Below are 16,579 nucleotides of genomic sequence, written 5' to 3' on the forward strand. Positions count from 1 at the left end.
AATCGAGGGATTGCTCTCTCCACACATCGCGTAAACATCGGAAAACGCCTGTGTATAACCGTCAATTGTTAATGGTTGTTAGCATTCTTGCAACAATTTATGCCGGAATGTGGGGTTAAGAAGAAAAATGATCCGACGATAAGTAGTTGCAACGTGGCGAAAAGACAGGAAAGTACCCGGCGAAGGTATCGCAAAGTTGCGAAAGCATGCCGAAGCACTTGGGGAAGCTGTCGCGAGGTTGCGAACGTATTTTTTAGTGCCTCCGCACATATTGGAGAATTTTTTCCGTAATTTGTCAAGGTTCTGTTTTAAAACATCGAAAAAGTATATACTTTTGCGCGAAAAATCAGAATCAAAAATACATATAAGAAACATGGCAAATGTGGTTAAAATCAAAAAAGGCCTGAACATAAACCTCAAAGGCAAGGCGCCGTTGGAGTATGTCCATGCCGAGGCTGCCGACAGCTACGCGATTGTGCCCGACAACTACGTCGGCATCGTACCCAAGGTGCTTGTTCGCACAGGCGATAAGGTCAAGGCCGGTTCGCCGCTGATGATGGACAAAGTCTATCCGGAGATCAAGTTCGTATCGCCGGTGAGCGGCGAGGTGACGGCAGTCAACCGCGGCGAAAAACGCAAAGTGCTGAGCATTATCGTGCGCCCCGATGCACAGAACAAATTTGAAACATTCGACATCAAAGACCTGACATCGTACAACGTTGAGGGATTAAAAGCTCTTCTGCTCGAAACAGGTTTGTGGCCCTGCATCAAACAGCGGCCATACGACCGGGTGGCTATCCCTTCGGATACCCCGCGCGACATTTTCGTCACGGCTTACGATACGGCGCCGCTGGCACCGGATTTCGATTTTATCGTCCAAGGCGAGGAAGACTTACTCCAAACCGGTCTGCAGGCGCTGACGAAACTTACGCAGGGCACCGTTTACCTCGGTGTGAAACCCGGCTCACCGCTACGCAGCATGAAGGGCGTTGAAGTCGTGGAACTTTTCGGTCCGCATCCGGCAGGCAACGTCGGGGTAATGATCAACCATCTCAAACCCGTCAATAAAGGCGAAACCGTTTGGACGCTTCGTGCAGCAGACGTGCTGACGATCGGCCGCCTGTTCAAAGAAAAGAAAATGGATTTTACACGCACCATCGCGCTGACCGGCTCGGAGATGAACGAACGCGGCTATACCAAAGTAATTGCCGGATGCCGGATCAACAGCCTGACAGACGGACGGATCGCAGACGGACATGTACGCGTGATCAGCGGAAACGTACTGACCGGTACGAAGGTGACGACTGACGGTTTTCTCGGCGCATACGATACGCAAATCACCGCCATCCCCGAAGGCGACGACGTGAATGAGTTCATAGGATGGGCTATGCCGGGCTTCGGAAAGTTCAGCATGTCGCACAGCTATTTCTCGTGGCTGCTTGGAAACGGGAAAGAGTACAGCCTCGATGCACGAATCAAAGGCGGCAGGCGGGCCATGATCATGTCGAACGAATACGACAAGGTTTTCCCGATGGATATCTATCCCGAATACCTGCTCAAGGCCATCATCGCTTACGATATCGATAAGATGGAAAGCCTCGGTATCTACGAAATCGCACCCGAAGATTTTGCGCTCTGCGAATTTGTCGATACGTCGAAAATCGAGATTCAGAAAATCGTCCGCAACGGACTCGACATGCTTTATAAAGAAATGAATTAATCGAGAAAAAAGTTGCTACCCCGACGGTACAAGCTGAAAAGTGAGCCTTTCGCGGCATCCGGTTGCGGTAAACCCTTCCGCCGATCGCAAACTGCGCAAGTCATGATTCGCCGGCTATCGCGGGCTAAACAAACGAACTATTGATATTAATCATAAACAAATAAATAAAAGTGAAAGCGTTAAGGAATTATCTCAACAAGATTAAACCGGCTTTTGAGGAAGGAGGCAAACTGTCGATGTTTCAATCCGTATTCGACGGATTCGAAACGTTCCTGTTTGTCCCCAACGCAACCTCCCGGTCGGGCGTACACATTCACGACAGCATCGACTCGAAACGTACCATGACCGTGGTGGTCATCGCACTGATACCGGCGTTGCTCTTCGGAATGTATAATGTGGGCTACCAACATAACCTGGCCATCGGAGCCGTACAGGACTTGTGGTCTGCGTTCCTCTTCGGTTTTCTGGCCGTACTTCCGAAACTCATCGTTTCATACGTCGTGGGGCTGGGTATCGAATTTGCCGTAGCCCAGTGGAAGAAAGAAGAAATTCAGGAAGGATTTCTCGTTTCGGGGATGCTGATCCCGATGATTGTACCGATCGACACTCCGCTGTGGATGATCGCCGTGGCCACGGCATTTGCCGTGATTTTCGCCAAGGAAGTATTCGGCGGAACAGGATATAACATCTTCAATGTAGCGCTCGTGACACGTGCGTTCCTCTTCTTTGCTTATCCGGCGGCCATGTCGGGCGACAAGGTGTTTATCCGTACGGCCGATATGTTCGGTCTCGGCGCCGGCACCGTTGTCGACGGTTTCTCGGGCGCCACACCGCTGGGCATCGCCTCGACGGCCACAAGCTCCACAGGCTATCCCGTGTTCTCGATGGATATGATCACCGGACTGATTCCGGGATCGATCGGCGAAACAAGCGTCATCGCCATCGGGCTGGGCGCCATTCTGCTGATATGGACGGGAATTGCAAGCTGGAAAACAATGTTTTCCGTCTTTGTCGGCGGCGCATTGACCGCACTTATGTTCAATGCTTTCGGGATAGAAGGCAATGCCATGGCGAATATGCCGTGGTATGAGCATCTCGCATTGGGAGGCTTCTGCTTCGGTGCCGTATTTATGGCCACCGACCCTGTGACCTCCGCACGTACGGAAAAAGGCAAATGGATCTACGGACTTCTGATCGGCTTTCTGGCCATCTGCATCCGTGTGCTCAACCCCGGATATCCCGAAGGGATGATGCTCGCGATCCTGATGATGAATATCTTCGCACCGCTAATCGATTACTATGTGGTGGATGCGAACATCAAACGTCGCAACAACCGTGTTAAACCAATCGCTAAATGAAGGAGGAGAAGAGAATGGAAAAAGAAAAAAAGAGCAAAGCCGGGCTGAATACGAACAGCAACACTTATACGGTGCTGTATGCAGCCGTAATGGTCGTTTTCGTCGCACTTCTGCTGGCCTTTACTTCGCAAGCATTACGTTCGACCCAGAAGGCCAACGAAGCCAATGATAAACGGCAACAGATTTTGCGTGCCGTCAACGTTTCGGTCCCGGCCGACGAGGTCGAAGCCAAATATAACGAACTGATCAAAGAAGCGTTCCTCGTCGATGCCGACGGACAACGTACCGACGGTGACGCCTTTGGCGAAGAGGTAGAGAAAGCCTTTGCGCGTGGGGTCTATCCGGTTTTTGTGGCAACAATCGACGGACAGACGAAATATATTCTGGCCATGTACGGCGCAGGCCTCTGGGGGCCGGTGTGGGGCTATCTTTCGGTCAACGATGATTGCAATACGGTCTTCGGCGCCGATTTCAGCCACGCCAGCGAGACGCCCGGATTAGGAGCAGAGATTACGTCAAAAGCGTTCTCCGGACAGTTTCCGGGGAAGCAGCTCTTCCGCGACGGAGTGTTCAAATCGATTGCCGTCGTGAAAAGCGGAAACAAAGCCGAAGGACAGGATTATGTAGACGGGATCTCGGGTGGAACGATCACGAGTAACGGCGTCAACGCGATGCTTCGGACAAGTATCGGCAGCTATGCCCAATTTTTAACGACACAAAAACAGTAAGCTATGGGATTATCAACAAAAAATAAAGAGATTTTATTCAATCCGGTAAACAAAAACAATCCGGTAATCGTGCAGATGCTTGGTATCTGCTCTGCTCTGGCGGTGACCGTGAAGCTGCAACCGGCCATCGTAATGACGCTCTCGGTAATCGCCGTGGTAGCTTTTGCGAATGTGATTATTTCGTTGCTGCGTAAAACAATCCCGAACCGTATCCGTATCATTATCCAGCTCGTGGTGGTGGCGGCTCTGGTAACGATCGTCAATGAGGTGCTGAAAGCCTTTGCTTACGACGTGAGCAAACAACTTTCCGTTTATGTGGGACTAATTATTACAAACTGTATCCTGATGGGACGTCTCGAAGCCTTTGCGCTCGGTAACCGGCCGTGGGAATCGTTCCTCGACGGAGTCGGAAACGGGGTGGGCTATGGTATTATCCTCATTGTGGTTGCTTTCTTCCGCGAATTGTTCGGATCGGGCACTTTGCTGGGATATCAGGTCATTCCGCAGGCCTTCTACGACCTGGGTTACGTAAATAACGGTTTGATGATTATGCCGCCGATGGCGCTTATTCTTTGTGCACTGATCATTTGGATTCATCGTTCGCGCAACAAAGATTTGCAGGAAGAAAATTAACTCTTGAAACAACGTAATAAATTATGGAAAATATATTAAGTACCTTTATCCGTTCGATTTTTGTCGATAACATGGTCTTCGCATACTATCTCGGTATGTGTTCGTACCTTGCGGTGTCGAAAAACGTGAAAACGGCGCTGGGTTTGGGACTGGCGGTTACGTTTGTGCTTGTCTGCACCCTTCCGATCAACTATATGCTCGAGAACTACGTCTTGAAAGAAGGTGCGTTGAGTTGGCTCGGCGAAGGCTTTCAGGATGTAAACTTGAGTTTTCTCGCGTTTATCCTCTTCATTGCCGTGATTGCCTCGTTTGTACAACTCGTCGAAATGATTGTCGAGAAATACGCCCCATCCCTCTATGCTTCGCTGGGAATCTTTTTGCCGTTGATTGCAGTAAACTGCGCCATCATGGGTGGTTCGCTGTTCATGCAGCAACGTGCGTTCGCCAACGTCGGCGTGGCTACGGTCTACGGCTTCGGGTCGGGTATAGGCTGGTTGCTGGCTATCGTCGGTATGGCGGCTATCCGTGAGAAGCTGGCCTATTCGGATGTACCGAAGCCTCTTCGCGGATTAGGGATCACGTTTATTCTGACCGGTCTGATGGGAATTGCTTTCATGTGCTTCTCGGGATTCAAAATTTGAGTATTAACGCATAAACAGTATAAAAAATGGTTTTATTGGAAATCTCAGGACTGACCGTCGGGACGAGTGTGGTGGTCTTTCTGATCATCGTGCTGCTGCTGGTCGTGCTGCTGCTGGCTGCGAAAGCCAAGCTTGTGCCGTCGGGCAATGTAAAGATGACGGTAAACGGAGAAAAAGAAATCGAAACGCCGATTGGCGGTACACTGCTCGGCGCATTGCAGAGCGGGAATATCTTCCTTTCGTCGGCATGCGGCGGTGGCGGCAAATGCGGTCAGTGCCGTGCGCAGGTGCCTGAAGGAGGAGGAGATATTCTGCCAACGGAAAAAGTCTTCTTCTCCCGTAAACAAATCAAGGATCATTGGCGTCTGGCATGTCAGACAAAAGTGAAAAACGACATGACGGTTCAAGTACCCGACGAAGTGTTCGGCGTGAAAGAATATGAATGTACCGTCGTTTCAAATAAAAACGTGGCCACGTTTATCAAGGAATTTATCGTGGCGCTCCCTCCGGGCGAACACATGGACTTCATTCCGGGGTCGTATGCACAGATCAATATCCCGAAATATTCGATGGATTACAATGTAGATATTGATAAAGCATCGATCGGAGCGGAATATCTGCCGGCATGGGAACAGTTCGGCCTGTTCACGCTCAAATGCCGTAACGACGAGCCGACGATCCGCGCCTACTCGATGGCCAACTATCCGGCCGAGGGCGATCGTTTTATGTTGACGGTGCGTATTGCTACGCCGCCGTTCAAGCCGAAACCGCAGGTAGGATTCCAGAATGTGCCGTCGGGTATTGCCTCATCCTATATCTTCATGCTCAAGCCGGGCGACAAAGTGACGATGAGCGGTCCTTACGGCGATTTCCACCCGAATCTCGACTCGAAGAACGAGATGATCTGGGTGGGCGGTGGTGCCGGTATGGCCCCGCTTCGCTCGCAGATTATGTATATGACGAAAACGTTACATACGAGAGACCGGAAGATGTCTTACTTCTACGGCGCCCGTGCCTTGAACGAAGTATTTTATCTGGAAGACTTCCTCGCCATTGAGAAAGAATATCCGAACTTCTCGTTCCATCTGGCGCTCGACCGTCCCGATCCCGCAGCCGATGCGGCCGGGGTGAAGTATACCGCCGGATTCGTGCATAACGTGATGTACGAAACGTATCTGAAAGATCATGAAGCGCCCGAAGATATCGAATATTATATGTGTGGTCCCGGCCCGATGTCGAAAGCCGTCGAAGGATTACTCGACAGCCTAGGCGTGCCGCCTGAGAACCTCCGATTCGATAATTTCGGCGGATGATGATCGTCCGGAAAAGATTGAACCGACAAAAAAATGCGGGAGAGCTCGAGCTCTCCCGCATTTTTTTGTCTTCCCTGCTTCATCGTTCAATAGCTACCTTTAACCTACGTCCGGCTTCGGGCATCGTCAACACCTCACCTATCCGTTTTAACCCTCATTCCCCCACCGGATAGTCCGGATAGAGGAGATATTTTTTGCGCATCTGTTTGTATTCGTCGAGACCGGATTGCCATGTAGCGCGGATTTCGGCTTCGGGTACTCCGGCAAGGATTTGTTTGCGCAGCGCATCCGTTCCGGCCAGCAGATCGAACCAGCGCGGGCGGTTGAAAAACAGCTTTTCGTTTCGGCCGGTGCGAGCAAAGAAGTCGATGACGAAAGAGAGCGTAAGGCCTCCTGCGAAGGGGTAATAACGCAGGTCGTCACCGTAGCAGGTTTTGTCTTTATAAAGCGGAGCGGTATCCATGCCGGGAATAGCCGTGGGGACGAAGGTGAACGAGCCAGTCTGCGGCAGGGTATATCCGACGATCTGAAACGGGAAATGCGTTCCCCTCCCGACGCTCATGCACGTCCCTTCGAAGAAACAGAGCGAAGGATAGAGACGAATGGCCTGGTCGTTCGGCAGATTCGGGGAAGGTCTGACAGTCGGTTGATAAGCGTCGCCATGTTGCCAGTTCAACATCTTGATAACAGTCAGTTTGCAGGTGGCGGCCGAGGGCAACCACCCTTCGCCGTTGATCATTTGCGCCAGTTCGCCGACGGTCAGCCCGTGCAAAACGGGGATCGGATGGACGCCGACAAACGACTCAAATCCCGGCTGACGGACCGGGCCGTCTACATAGTCGTTCGGATTCGGGCGGTCTAACACCATCAGCTCCTTGCCCTGTTCCGCACACGCTTCCATCAGGTAATGCATCGTACTGATGTACGTAAAGAAACGCGCCCCCACGTCTTGAATGTCGAAGACAACGATATCCACGTCGGCCAACTGTTCGGCGCTCGGTTTTTTGTTTTTTCCGTAAACCGAAACGATGGGGACACCCGTTTTCGGGTCGCAGCTGTCGTGAACGGTCGCACCGGCATCGGCCGTACCGCGAAAGCCGTGCTCGGGAGCAAAAACTTTTCTGATATCGATCTTTTGTGCCAGCAACGTATCTAACAAGTGCGTAAAACCGGTTTCGAGGATCGAGGTATGATTCACGGCCAGCGCCACCCGTTTATCTTTCAATCGTGTACAGATACTGTCCATCCGTTCGTTACCGAGTACGACACGCTTGTTCCGCTGTTGCGCGAAGACAGTCCCTGTTGCTGCAATGCAAAGCGTCAGGAACAGAAAAAATGCGATTATGTTTCGTTTCATTGCAAATAATATTTTTCTTTTTCGGGGTGTAAAAGTAGTTGAAAAAGGGGAGAAATCCGACAATTTATCCGTATTTTTGCGTGTATTTTTCTTTGATGAAGTATATGAATCCATTGGAAATTATTCAGACCTATTATCATCCGGAATCGTGGGCTTACGAGATTCTGATCACCCACAGCCGCAGTGTAGCCGATAAGGCTGTGGCTCTGGCCGAGGCCCATCCGGAAATGAAACCGGACATTCCTTTCATTCGCGAAGCAGCCATGCTGCACGACATCGGGATCTTCCTCTGTCATGCCCCGGAGATCGACTGCCATGGCGAAGCGCCCTACATCTGCCACGGCTATCTGGGCGCCGACCTGCTGCGCAAAAAAGGGTATCCGCGCCACGCGCTGGTCTGCGAGCGTCACACGGGTACGGGGCTGTCGCTCGAACTGATCCGGCAACGCAACCTGCCGGTTCCTCTTCGCGAGATGCGCCCCCAGTCGCTCGAAGAACAACTGATCTGTTTTGCCGATAAATTTTTCAGCAAAACGAAGCTCGACCGTGAAAAACCGATCGAGAAAATCCGCAAAGGTCTGGCTGCGTACGGAGAAGACGACGTGGCGCGTTTCGACGCCTGGTGTAAACTCTTTTTAGGAAAATAACCGCCACATCCTCGTTAAATTGTGCTATTTTTGCGCCCGAATACATACGGGACGAAGCATGTTTCTAAAGCAAATGATAGGATGGATCGCCTGCGTATGCGCTCTTTGGACAAACACACGGGTGCAGGCACAGGAGTCTGTGACAGCCGTCGAGTCGTTAAACGATTCGATAGCCGTCCGGCAACCGGACAGTTTGCTGCAGATCGCGGCCGACAGCACGTTACAAGTCGACACGGCCGCCGTCGATACCACCGCCCGTAAAAAAAGCATGCTCGAAGCGCCCGTCACGTATCAGGCGAGCGACTCCATCGTCCTGACCGGCACAAACATGGCCTACCTCTACGGAGAGAGCAACGTAAAATACCAGAACATCGAATTACAGGCCGAACGGATCGAGATGAGCATGGACAGCAGCATCGTCTATGCCACATTCGCCCTCGACTCTGTCGGGGCGGAATACGGTTATCCGCTCTTCGTCGAAGGCGAACAGCAAATCGAGGCAAAGAGCATGCGTTACAATTTCAGGTCGCGCAAAGCGTATGCCAACGAAGTGCTGACCCAGCAGGGCGAAGGCTTCCTGACGGCCGGAGTCACGAAAAAGATGCCCGACGACGCCATGAACCTGATCAACGGCCGGTATACGACATGCGACGAGCACGATCATCCGCACTTCTACATCAAAATGACGAAAGCGAAGGTCAGACCCGGAAAAGACATTGTCACCGGACCGGCTTATTTGGTGATCGAAGACGTGCCGCTTTTCCCCATCGGGCTGCCGTTCGGTTTCTTTCCGTTCTCGAGCACATACTCGTCGGGGATTATCATGCCCACGTATGGCGACGAGATGGCGCGCGGCTTCAACCTCCGTAACGGCGGATATTATTTTGCCATCAGCGATTACATCGATCTGGCGCTTACGGGCGAGATTTACACGAAAGGATCGTGGGGCTTGGCCGCCCGCTCGTCGTACCGGAAACGGTATAAATATTCGGGATCCGTCGATGCTTCTTATCTGGTTACGAAAACGGGCGACAAAGGACTGCCGGATTACAGCGTATCGAAAGATTTCAGGATCGCGTGGACGCATTCGCAAGATATGAAAGCCAATCCTTACCGCACATTCTCGGCCAGTGTGAATTTCTCGACCAGCAGCTACAGCCGCAATCAGCTCAATATGTTGTACACGCCGAATGCAACAGACAACAACAAGGGATCGAGTATCAGCATTTCGCAACGTTTCCCCAACAGCCCGATCAATATCTCGGCCACGATGAACATCAACCAGCGCTCGCAAGACTCGTCGCTGAGCGTCACCCTGCCCGATATGAGCATCTCGATGAGCAGTATTTATCCCCTCAAACGCAAACATATCGTAGGCAAGGAACGCTGGTACGAAAAAATCTCCATCTCCTATTCCGGTTATTTCAGAAATACGATCCATACGAAAGAAAACGAGTTTCTCAGAAAGAACCTCATCAAAGACTGGAAGCACGGCATGCAGCATGCGATCCCGATCAGCGCGACGTACAACTTCGGATTCCTGAACATATCGCCCTCCGTCAATTATACGGAACGATGGCTGACGGACAAAGTCTACCACAAGTACGATACGGCACGTAACGCGCTCATGCCCGTCGATACGGTCTACGGCTTCTATCGTGTCTATAACTATAATGCCGCCATCTCGGCTTCCACAACCTTGTACGGCTTCTTCAAGCCGTGGGCGATTTTCGGAGACAAGGTCAAGATGATCCGGCACCGCATGGAACCATCCGTTTCGTTCAGCATGTCGCCCGACTTCGGCAGCCGCAAATACGGATATTACGAAGACTATTCGTATGTGAACCGTCAGGGAGAAACTGTGACCGGCGTCTACTCGCCGTTCAAAGACGCGATGTTCGGCCCGCCGGGAAGAGGCAAGCAGGGCTCCATCAACTTTGCGGTGGAAAACAACGTGGAGATGAAGATACGCTCGGATGCCGACTCGACGGGAGAGCGAAAAATCAGCCTGATCGAGAAGCTGGGCTTTAACATCAGCTATAATCTGGCGGCCGACTCGTTCAAATGGAGCGACCTGAACGTGGGGCTGAACCTGCGGCTGAGTAAAAGTTACTCCTTGATACTAAACGGTGTTTTCGACGTCTATACGTATGGTTACGATGCCAAAACGCAACGGGCTTATCCCATCGACAAAACGCGCTGGCAGGCGGGGAAAGGCTTTCCGAGACTGCGGTCGACGAGTACGAGCTTCTCCTATACCTTTAATAACGACACGTTCAAAAAATGGTTCGGAGGCAGAGGAAGCCGGAAAGACGAAGATTCGCCGTCGAACAATACGGAGAATGAGAATCCGGACGGCAAACAGGACGAAACAGGCCAGACTAAGGGAGGCCGTCTGCGAAAAGCGAAAAAAACCAATGCGGGCGAATACGACGAAGACGGTTACTACAACGCCGCCGTGCCGTGGAACTTATCGTTCCATTATAATATGGGATTGGGGTACGGTAACTTTAACCCCGAAAAGATGGAATATAACTACCGGCTGACGCACAATCTGAGTTTCAGCGGAAGCATTCAGCCGACGAAGAACTGGCGCATCAGCATGAACGGTTCTTTCGATGTCGAACACGGGAAATTTCACAGCCTCACTTGCAGCATCTCGCGCGACCTGCACTGCTTCCAGATGTCGGCCAACGTAATCCCCATCGGACCCTATAAATCGTATTCGTTCTCGATTGCCGTCAACTCGTCGCTGCTCAAAGACTTGAAATATAATCAAAGCAATACGAACCGCGACCAGCAAAGCTGGTATTGATTACCAGTCGACAGGCTCCTGCCCCGAAGCGATCAGATAATCGTTCGCACGGCTGAAATGTTTATTCCCGAAGAATCCGCGATGCGCCGACAGAGGCGACGGATGCGGCGATTTCAACACCAAATTGGCCGACGCATCGATCCGTTCGCCTTTTTTCTGCGCGTATGATCCCCACAACATATAAACGATGTGCTTGCGCTCGGCATTCAACTGATGGATGACGGCATCGGTAAACGTCTCCCACCCTTTCCCCTGATGCGATCCGGCGGCATGAGCACGCACCGTCAGCGTGGCGTTGAGCAGCAGTACACCCTGATCGGCCCAGCGCGTCAGGTCACCGCTTCGAGGCATCGGTTTACCGAGATCGTTCGCGATCTCCTTGAAAATATTCACGAGCGACGGCGGAAAAGGCGTCCCGTCCTGCACCGAGAAACAAAGTCCGTGCGCCTGGCCCGGCTCATGATACGGGTCTTGCCCGATCAGTACGACTTTCACCTGCTCGAACGGGCAATGCGCAAACGCATTGAAAATATGCGCCCCGGAGGGATAGACCTTCGTGCGCTGATATTCTTCGCGCACAAAATTCGTCAGCGTTTTGAAATACTCCTTCTCAAATTCGTCGGACAGCCGTTCCTTCCAGCTCTGTTCTATTTTTACATCCATAACTTCTTGGGCATTGACGATGCGACGGTTCATGATTCGCATACGGCAGACAAAGGTAATGGAATAATCCGAAAATTTGTAGGCCGACGGTTGTCATCTGTCAATTATTTTTATATCTTTGCGGCGTTTTTGGCCCCGTAGCTTAGTTGAATAGAGCGTCAGATTCCGGTTCTGAAGGTCGTGCGTTTGAGTCGCACCGGGGTCACTTCCCTTCTCGCCCGATTTCCTTCCCCCCCCCCCTTTGATGATATGAGTGACCTCTGAGGTGACATGAGTAACCGGCTGAGACTATATGCAACAAAAGATTACCGGTTATACTATCTTTCCGAGCTACACCGAAGCTTGAGCGGAACGGAGTGTTTAAATACCCACTGAAACACTTATTGTATATATCCTTTGTACATTTTGTTGTTGTTTAATCTTGTTCAATTCCTAAGATTAAAAGTGGAACCGGAGGATTATTTCTCCCGTGTCTTAAAACATTATAAACTTCACCTTCATAATATGCAACTCCGCTACTCATTTGTGCTTGCATTTTCTTTGTTGGCAAAACTTCAATTCCAAGGTTTATCACACCTCCAGAATAAAAAAGCAAATGCTTTACAAATAAGTCAAACGCTACAAAAGCATACTTGCCAAACTGAACTTCAACAGCTATCTGATCTTTTACAAAGTCTGTTTGCTTATATGAAGATATAGGATATTTAATTCCTTTTGAAATTAAAAAATCTTTCTGTTTATCGTATGGCAACATAATTAATTCAGGAAGAATTTTTTGGTCTGTTGTTATGTAATATTGATAACGACTTTCATTCCAACCAAGTTCTTTGAACTTTTTATTAAAGGTTCTATTTAGTTCAATCGGGCTATAAAGCATTTTTCCTCTCATAGTTTTTTCCTTGCTTTCTTTGGTCATAAAGTTTGACGCATCGATACTTCGGATAGTATCTATGATTTCTTTGTAAAGCTTTTTATGATGAACAAGAAGATATTCTTCTCCATTTAAATGCGAATATTTCTGGGCTATTTTCATTTTTAATAAGTTTTTTCGGAATATTTTACATTAACATTCTCCAATTCAAGCTGTAACCATTCTTTAGGAACTTGAGATACCTTATCATTGGCAGATGGTTTATGAATCGGTTTATTTATGGGCCTGATTTTTAATTTACCTTCGTTAAAGTCAATAATCCTTTGTTTAGCGATGTCACAATATTCTTTCTCCTTTTCAATTCCTATTACATTCCGATTATTTTTAATCGAGGCAATTACTGTTGATCCAACACCAGCATAAGGATCAAGCACCCAACTTTCTTCATTCGTTAGTGCAAGAATGCATCTTTCAACCAGTTCTATCGGAAATTGGCAAGGATGTTTTGTTTTTTCCGGATGATTGGATTTAACATTTGGTATATTCCACATTGCCGTTTCCCAATCTTTTGCGACAATCTCCCAAATATCGCTTGGGTTTTTACCAAGAGGATTTCCCGATGGCAACCCCTTTTTTTCTCCTTTAAAATGAAGTTTCCCGGGGTATTTTGCCGGGACTCTTACATTGTCGAGATTGAAAATATATTCATCTGTTTTGCTAAACCATAGAATAGTTTCGTATCTTCCGCTAAACCTGTTTGAGGCGTGTAATCCATGTCCAAAATGCCAAATAATCCTATTACGTAATTTCAATCCGTGTCTTTTAAAAATCTGATAATAATAAATATCTAAAGGGAAAACTTCTCCTTTGTTTATATAGTTACCAACTTGCCAACAAAGACTTCCTTTGTCTGATAGTGTCCTCACAAGTTCGTTTATTATTTCTTCTTGTGTCTCTAAATATTTTTCTATACTCGTTTTTGTTTCATACGATTTGCCAACATTATAAGGAGGCGAAGTTATGATTAAATCAAATTTTCCATCTTCAATTCCTTTAAGAACATTCAAACAGTCCCCATTTATAACGTTATGAGAAATATCAGGTCTAATATATTTAAATAAAGGTTCTTTAGCTTTCATCGTTTTCAATTTTCCATGCTGCAAATTTAATATATATCCACCTATTTCCTGTCTTAATTTTTACGAAGTTGTCAACGAAAGTCTTTTTACAATGAATGCCAACTTTTTGGTAACAGCACGACTTTGTTGCAACGGATAAATCCATAGAAAACAGTGATATATTTTTGCCTGTAATAAAACATCAATTTTTCTATATCGCTGATTATTAAACGGCTGATTTTTTTAGGTTGTTTTTTATATACACCCATATCTTTTGATAATCAGACGTCAACCGTTGCAACAAAGTCTAACAGCACTAAGAAAAACTATCCCGAACCTCGTTTCCATAAAACGATTTCACGATTCATGCTTTTTTGTTCAGCAGGGTCATGAAATACGCATCGGCGAAGCCATGATTCGTATGCAGCCAGTCCTTTAAAATGCCGCATGAGGTGAATCCGCTGTCCAGAAATAAGTTTCGGCTGGGTTCGTTCGATACGGGTACAAAGACATAGAGCTGGTGTATGTTCAGCAACCCGAAAGCATAAGCCGTCAGCAGCGACAGGGCCTCCTTCCCGATGCCTTTCCGCTGATGCGCCGGATCGACCAGAATACCTACTCCGGCACGGCGATGCCGAGGGTCGAAATCGAAGAGGTCGACCGTCCCGACCGTCTCTCCCGAAGCCTTCAGAACCATCATCAGCCGCAGCTGCTTCTGTGCGTATATATCGGCGTCGGCATGTTCCAGATAGGCTTTCAACACGTAGCGTGAATACGGCACAAGCGTGCTGCCGAACTCCCACAAGGACGTATCATTTTCCCACGCGTAAAGCAGATCAAGATCTTCCGGTTCTAACGCCCGCAGGCGTATCGCGTCATTCTCCAGCCATTTCATCGTTCACGCCTCCGTTTTTTATCTGCCCGGCGAAATCAACTGTCCGCTGTCGGGATAATACATATGATACACACACGATTTATCGGGGTTTCTGTCCATGAAAAGCAACATCTGGTCGAACGTCATGTCCGGATAGCAAAAGACCATATCCGTATATTCGTTCATCCGCACCCGGCGCGAGAGCGCATCCATCGCCCGGCGCTCATCCAAATCCCACTGACGGAAAACGACAGCCTCCGGCAACCGCTCAGCGACCCGGTCTCTGGCCGTCTTGAGAGCCTCCGCACGACAGAAAATCAACACACTGCGACGCTTCGGCTTCGGCGTTTTCGTCTTTTTCCACCCGAACAGACACGCGACTCCTTTCCGCAGACCGACCGAAGTACGAATCAGCCCCGACATCCATCGCCCCGATCGCGGATAATGCTTCCGATAGAAAATAAGCATCGCATCGTAAAAAGCATTCAGGTATTTTTTGTCGGCATAAGCCGTGCTTTCGCCTTTGTAATGCAAGATACGCTCGGGAATATAATAATTTTTATAACCGCCGAGAATGATTCGGTACGACAGATCAATGTCTTCACCGTACATAAAAAACGACTCGTCGAACAGTCCTATCCGATCGAGCGCCTCGTGACGCAAGAGCATGAACGCCCCTGACAGTACCTCGACTTCATGCTGCTTATCGGGACTAAGATACGGCAAACTGTAAGCCGCATACCGGCGGGAATGCGGAAAGAGTTTCGAGAGACCGAACAACTTGCAGAACGCCACCCACGGCGACGGAAAGCTGCGCTTGCTCTCGGGCAAAAAAACGCCCCGGCCGTTAATCATCTTCACCCCGACCGCACCGGCTTCGGGATGTCCGTCCATAAAATAACACAACGTGCGCAGACTGTCTCCTACGATCGTATCGGGGTTGAGCAGCAACACATATTCGCCCCGGCAAATACGAAGCGCCTGATTATTCGCACGGGCAAAACCGGAATTATCCGTATTTTCGATAAACCGCACATCCGGAAAACGGGGACGCAGGTATTCGATCGAACCGTCGGTCGAAGCATTGTCTACGACCCATATCTCGGCATCGAAACCGTTCGTAGCCACCAGCACCGAACGCAAGCATTGCTCAAGCAAATACTTTACATTATAATTTACGATGACGACCGACAGCTTCGTTTCGTACATAACATTATAATTTGATCGATTCGTTAAAATCCACCCGGTTCAGGATCGAGCGTCCCAACGTCACCTCGTCGGCATATTCAATCTCGTCTCCCACTGAAATGCCGCGGGCGATAACCGTCACCTTCACCGGATAAGCCGACAGTTTGCGGTAGATAAAGAAGTTCGTCGTATCGCCTTCCATCGTTGTGCTGAGGGCAAACATGACCTCTTTCACCTCGCCCGAAGCCACACGCTTCACCAAGCTGTCGATTTCGAGATCGGCCGGCCCGATCCCGTCGATCGGCGAGATGATTCCGCCCAGCACATGGTAGAGACCGTGAAACTGCGACGTGTTCTCTATCGTCATCACGTCTTTGACATTCTCCACCACGCACACCGTCGAACGGTCGCGCAACGGGTCGGCGCAGATCGCGCAGTAGCCCGAATCGCAGATGTTATGACACACCTTGCAATACTTCACGTTACGACGTAAAGCGAGCAGAGCCTTCGAGAAACGCTCCGTATAGTCCGGCTCCCGACGCAACATATGCAAGGCCAATCGCAGAGCCGTCTTCCGCCCGATTCCCGGAAGCGTAGCCAACTCGTTGACGGCATTTTCCAGTAAAGCCGAAGGATATTGCTGATTCATCACG

15 protein-coding genes and 1 tRNA gene are annotated in these 16,579 nt (G+C 49.5%); 9 read left to right on the top strand and 7 right to left on the bottom strand.

Annotated elements, in window-relative coordinates; translation table 11 throughout:
- Positions 1-373 precede the first annotated feature (373 nt).
- The 6 genes from Tanf_RS00615 to nqrF all read left to right on the top strand — a co-directional run bounded on the left by Tanf_RS00615 (position 374) and on the right by nqrF (position 6,393).
- Positions 374-1,720: a Na(+)-translocating NADH-quinone reductase subunit A gene (locus Tanf_RS00615; RefSeq protein ID WP_046824559.1), complete on the top strand. Its 1,347-nt coding sequence runs from the start codon at positions 374-376 to the stop codon at positions 1,718-1,720.
- Positions 1,721-1,890: 170 nt separating this feature from the next.
- Positions 1,891-3,078 (top strand): NADH:ubiquinone reductase (Na(+)-transporting) subunit B, encoded by a 1,188-nt coding sequence (locus Tanf_RS00620; RefSeq protein WP_046824527.1) that lies wholly within the window; start codon positions 1,891-1,893, stop codon positions 3,076-3,078.
- A 44-nt stretch (positions 3,079-3,122) separates the two neighbouring features.
- Entirely contained in the window at positions 3,123-3,806 is a 684-nt protein-coding gene (nqrC, locus tag Tanf_RS00625) for an NADH:ubiquinone reductase (Na(+)-transporting) subunit C (protein WP_041591260.1), read from the top strand.
- A 3-nt stretch (positions 3,807-3,809) separates the two neighbouring features.
- Positions 3,810-4,439: an NADH:ubiquinone reductase (Na(+)-transporting) subunit D gene (locus tag Tanf_RS00630; RefSeq protein ID WP_014225454.1), complete on the top strand. Its 630-nt coding sequence runs from the start codon at positions 3,810-3,812 to the stop codon at positions 4,437-4,439.
- A 23-nt stretch (positions 4,440-4,462) separates the two neighbouring features.
- Complete coding sequence (gene nqrE / locus Tanf_RS00635) at positions 4,463-5,080, top strand: NADH:ubiquinone reductase (Na(+)-transporting) subunit E (RefSeq protein ID WP_046824528.1); 618 nt, start codon at positions 4,463-4,465, stop codon at positions 5,078-5,080.
- A 26-nt stretch (positions 5,081-5,106) separates the two neighbouring features.
- Entirely contained in the window at positions 5,107-6,393 is a 1,287-nt protein-coding gene (gene nqrF / locus Tanf_RS00640) for an NADH:ubiquinone reductase (Na(+)-transporting) subunit F (protein ID WP_046824529.1), read from the top strand.
- Between the two features lie 154 nt (positions 6,394-6,547).
- Here the strand turns inward: nqrF and Tanf_RS00645 are convergent, their stop codons facing one another.
- Positions 6,548-7,750, bottom strand: a complete 1,203-nt coding sequence (locus tag Tanf_RS00645; protein ID WP_046824530.1) for an exo-beta-N-acetylmuramidase NamZ family protein — start codon at positions 7,748-7,750, stop codon at positions 6,548-6,550.
- Between the two features lie 104 nt (positions 7,751-7,854).
- On the opposite strand from Tanf_RS00645, the gene Tanf_RS00650 reads away from it, so the two are divergent.
- Complete coding sequence (locus Tanf_RS00650) at positions 7,855-8,397, top strand: HD domain-containing protein (RefSeq protein WP_046824560.1); 543 nt, start codon at positions 7,855-7,857, stop codon at positions 8,395-8,397.
- Between the two features lie 73 nt (positions 8,398-8,470).
- Positions 8,471-11,212 (top strand): putative LPS assembly protein LptD, encoded by a 2,742-nt coding sequence (locus Tanf_RS00655; protein WP_236684347.1) that lies wholly within the window; start codon positions 8,471-8,473, stop codon positions 11,210-11,212.
- On the opposite strand, the gene ung is transcribed toward Tanf_RS00655, so the two are convergent.
- Positions 11,213-11,875 carry a uracil-DNA glycosylase gene (gene ung / locus Tanf_RS00660; protein ID WP_046824561.1) on the bottom strand — a complete coding sequence of 221 codons (663 nt, stop codon included), beginning with the start codon at positions 11,873-11,875 and terminating at the stop codon, positions 11,213-11,215. It lies immediately after the preceding gene.
- Positions 11,876-12,006: 131 nt separating this feature from the next.
- On the opposite strand from ung, the gene Tanf_RS00665 reads away from it, so the two are divergent.
- Positions 12,007-12,080, top strand: a tRNA-Arg gene (locus tag Tanf_RS00665).
- A 210-nt stretch (positions 12,081-12,290) separates the two neighbouring features.
- On the opposite strand, the gene Tanf_RS00670 is transcribed toward Tanf_RS00665, so the two are convergent.
- The 5 genes from Tanf_RS00670 to recR all read right to left on the bottom strand — a co-directional run bounded on the left by Tanf_RS00670 (position 12,291) and on the right by recR (position 16,575).
- Positions 12,291-12,908, bottom strand: a complete 618-nt coding sequence (locus Tanf_RS00670; RefSeq protein ID WP_046824532.1) for a BglII/BstYI family type II restriction endonuclease — start codon at positions 12,906-12,908, stop codon at positions 12,291-12,293.
- 2 nt (positions 12,909-12,910) lie between these two features.
- Complete coding sequence (locus tag Tanf_RS00675; RefSeq protein WP_014225445.1) at positions 12,911-13,885, bottom strand: DNA-methyltransferase; 975 nt, start codon at positions 13,883-13,885, stop codon at positions 12,911-12,913.
- Positions 13,886-14,228: 343 nt separating this feature from the next.
- Entirely contained in the window at positions 14,229-14,759 is a 531-nt protein-coding gene (locus Tanf_RS00680) for a GNAT family N-acetyltransferase (RefSeq protein WP_046824533.1), read from the bottom strand.
- Positions 14,760-14,777: 18 nt separating this feature from the next.
- Complete coding sequence (locus Tanf_RS00685; RefSeq protein ID WP_046824534.1) at positions 14,778-15,947, bottom strand: glycosyltransferase family 2 protein; 1,170 nt, start codon at positions 15,945-15,947, stop codon at positions 14,778-14,780.
- Positions 15,948-15,951: 4 nt separating this feature from the next.
- The gene (gene recR / locus Tanf_RS00690; RefSeq protein WP_014225441.1) at positions 15,952-16,575 is read right to left on the bottom strand and encodes a recombination mediator RecR; all 624 of its coding nucleotides are present in this window, start codon (positions 16,573-16,575) and stop codon (positions 15,952-15,954) included.
- Positions 16,576-16,579: the final 4 nt, after the last annotated feature.

The organism is Tannerella forsythia (assembly GCF_001006485.1).
Classification (GTDB): domain Bacteria; phylum Bacteroidota; class Bacteroidia; order Bacteroidales; family Tannerellaceae; genus Tannerella; species Tannerella forsythia.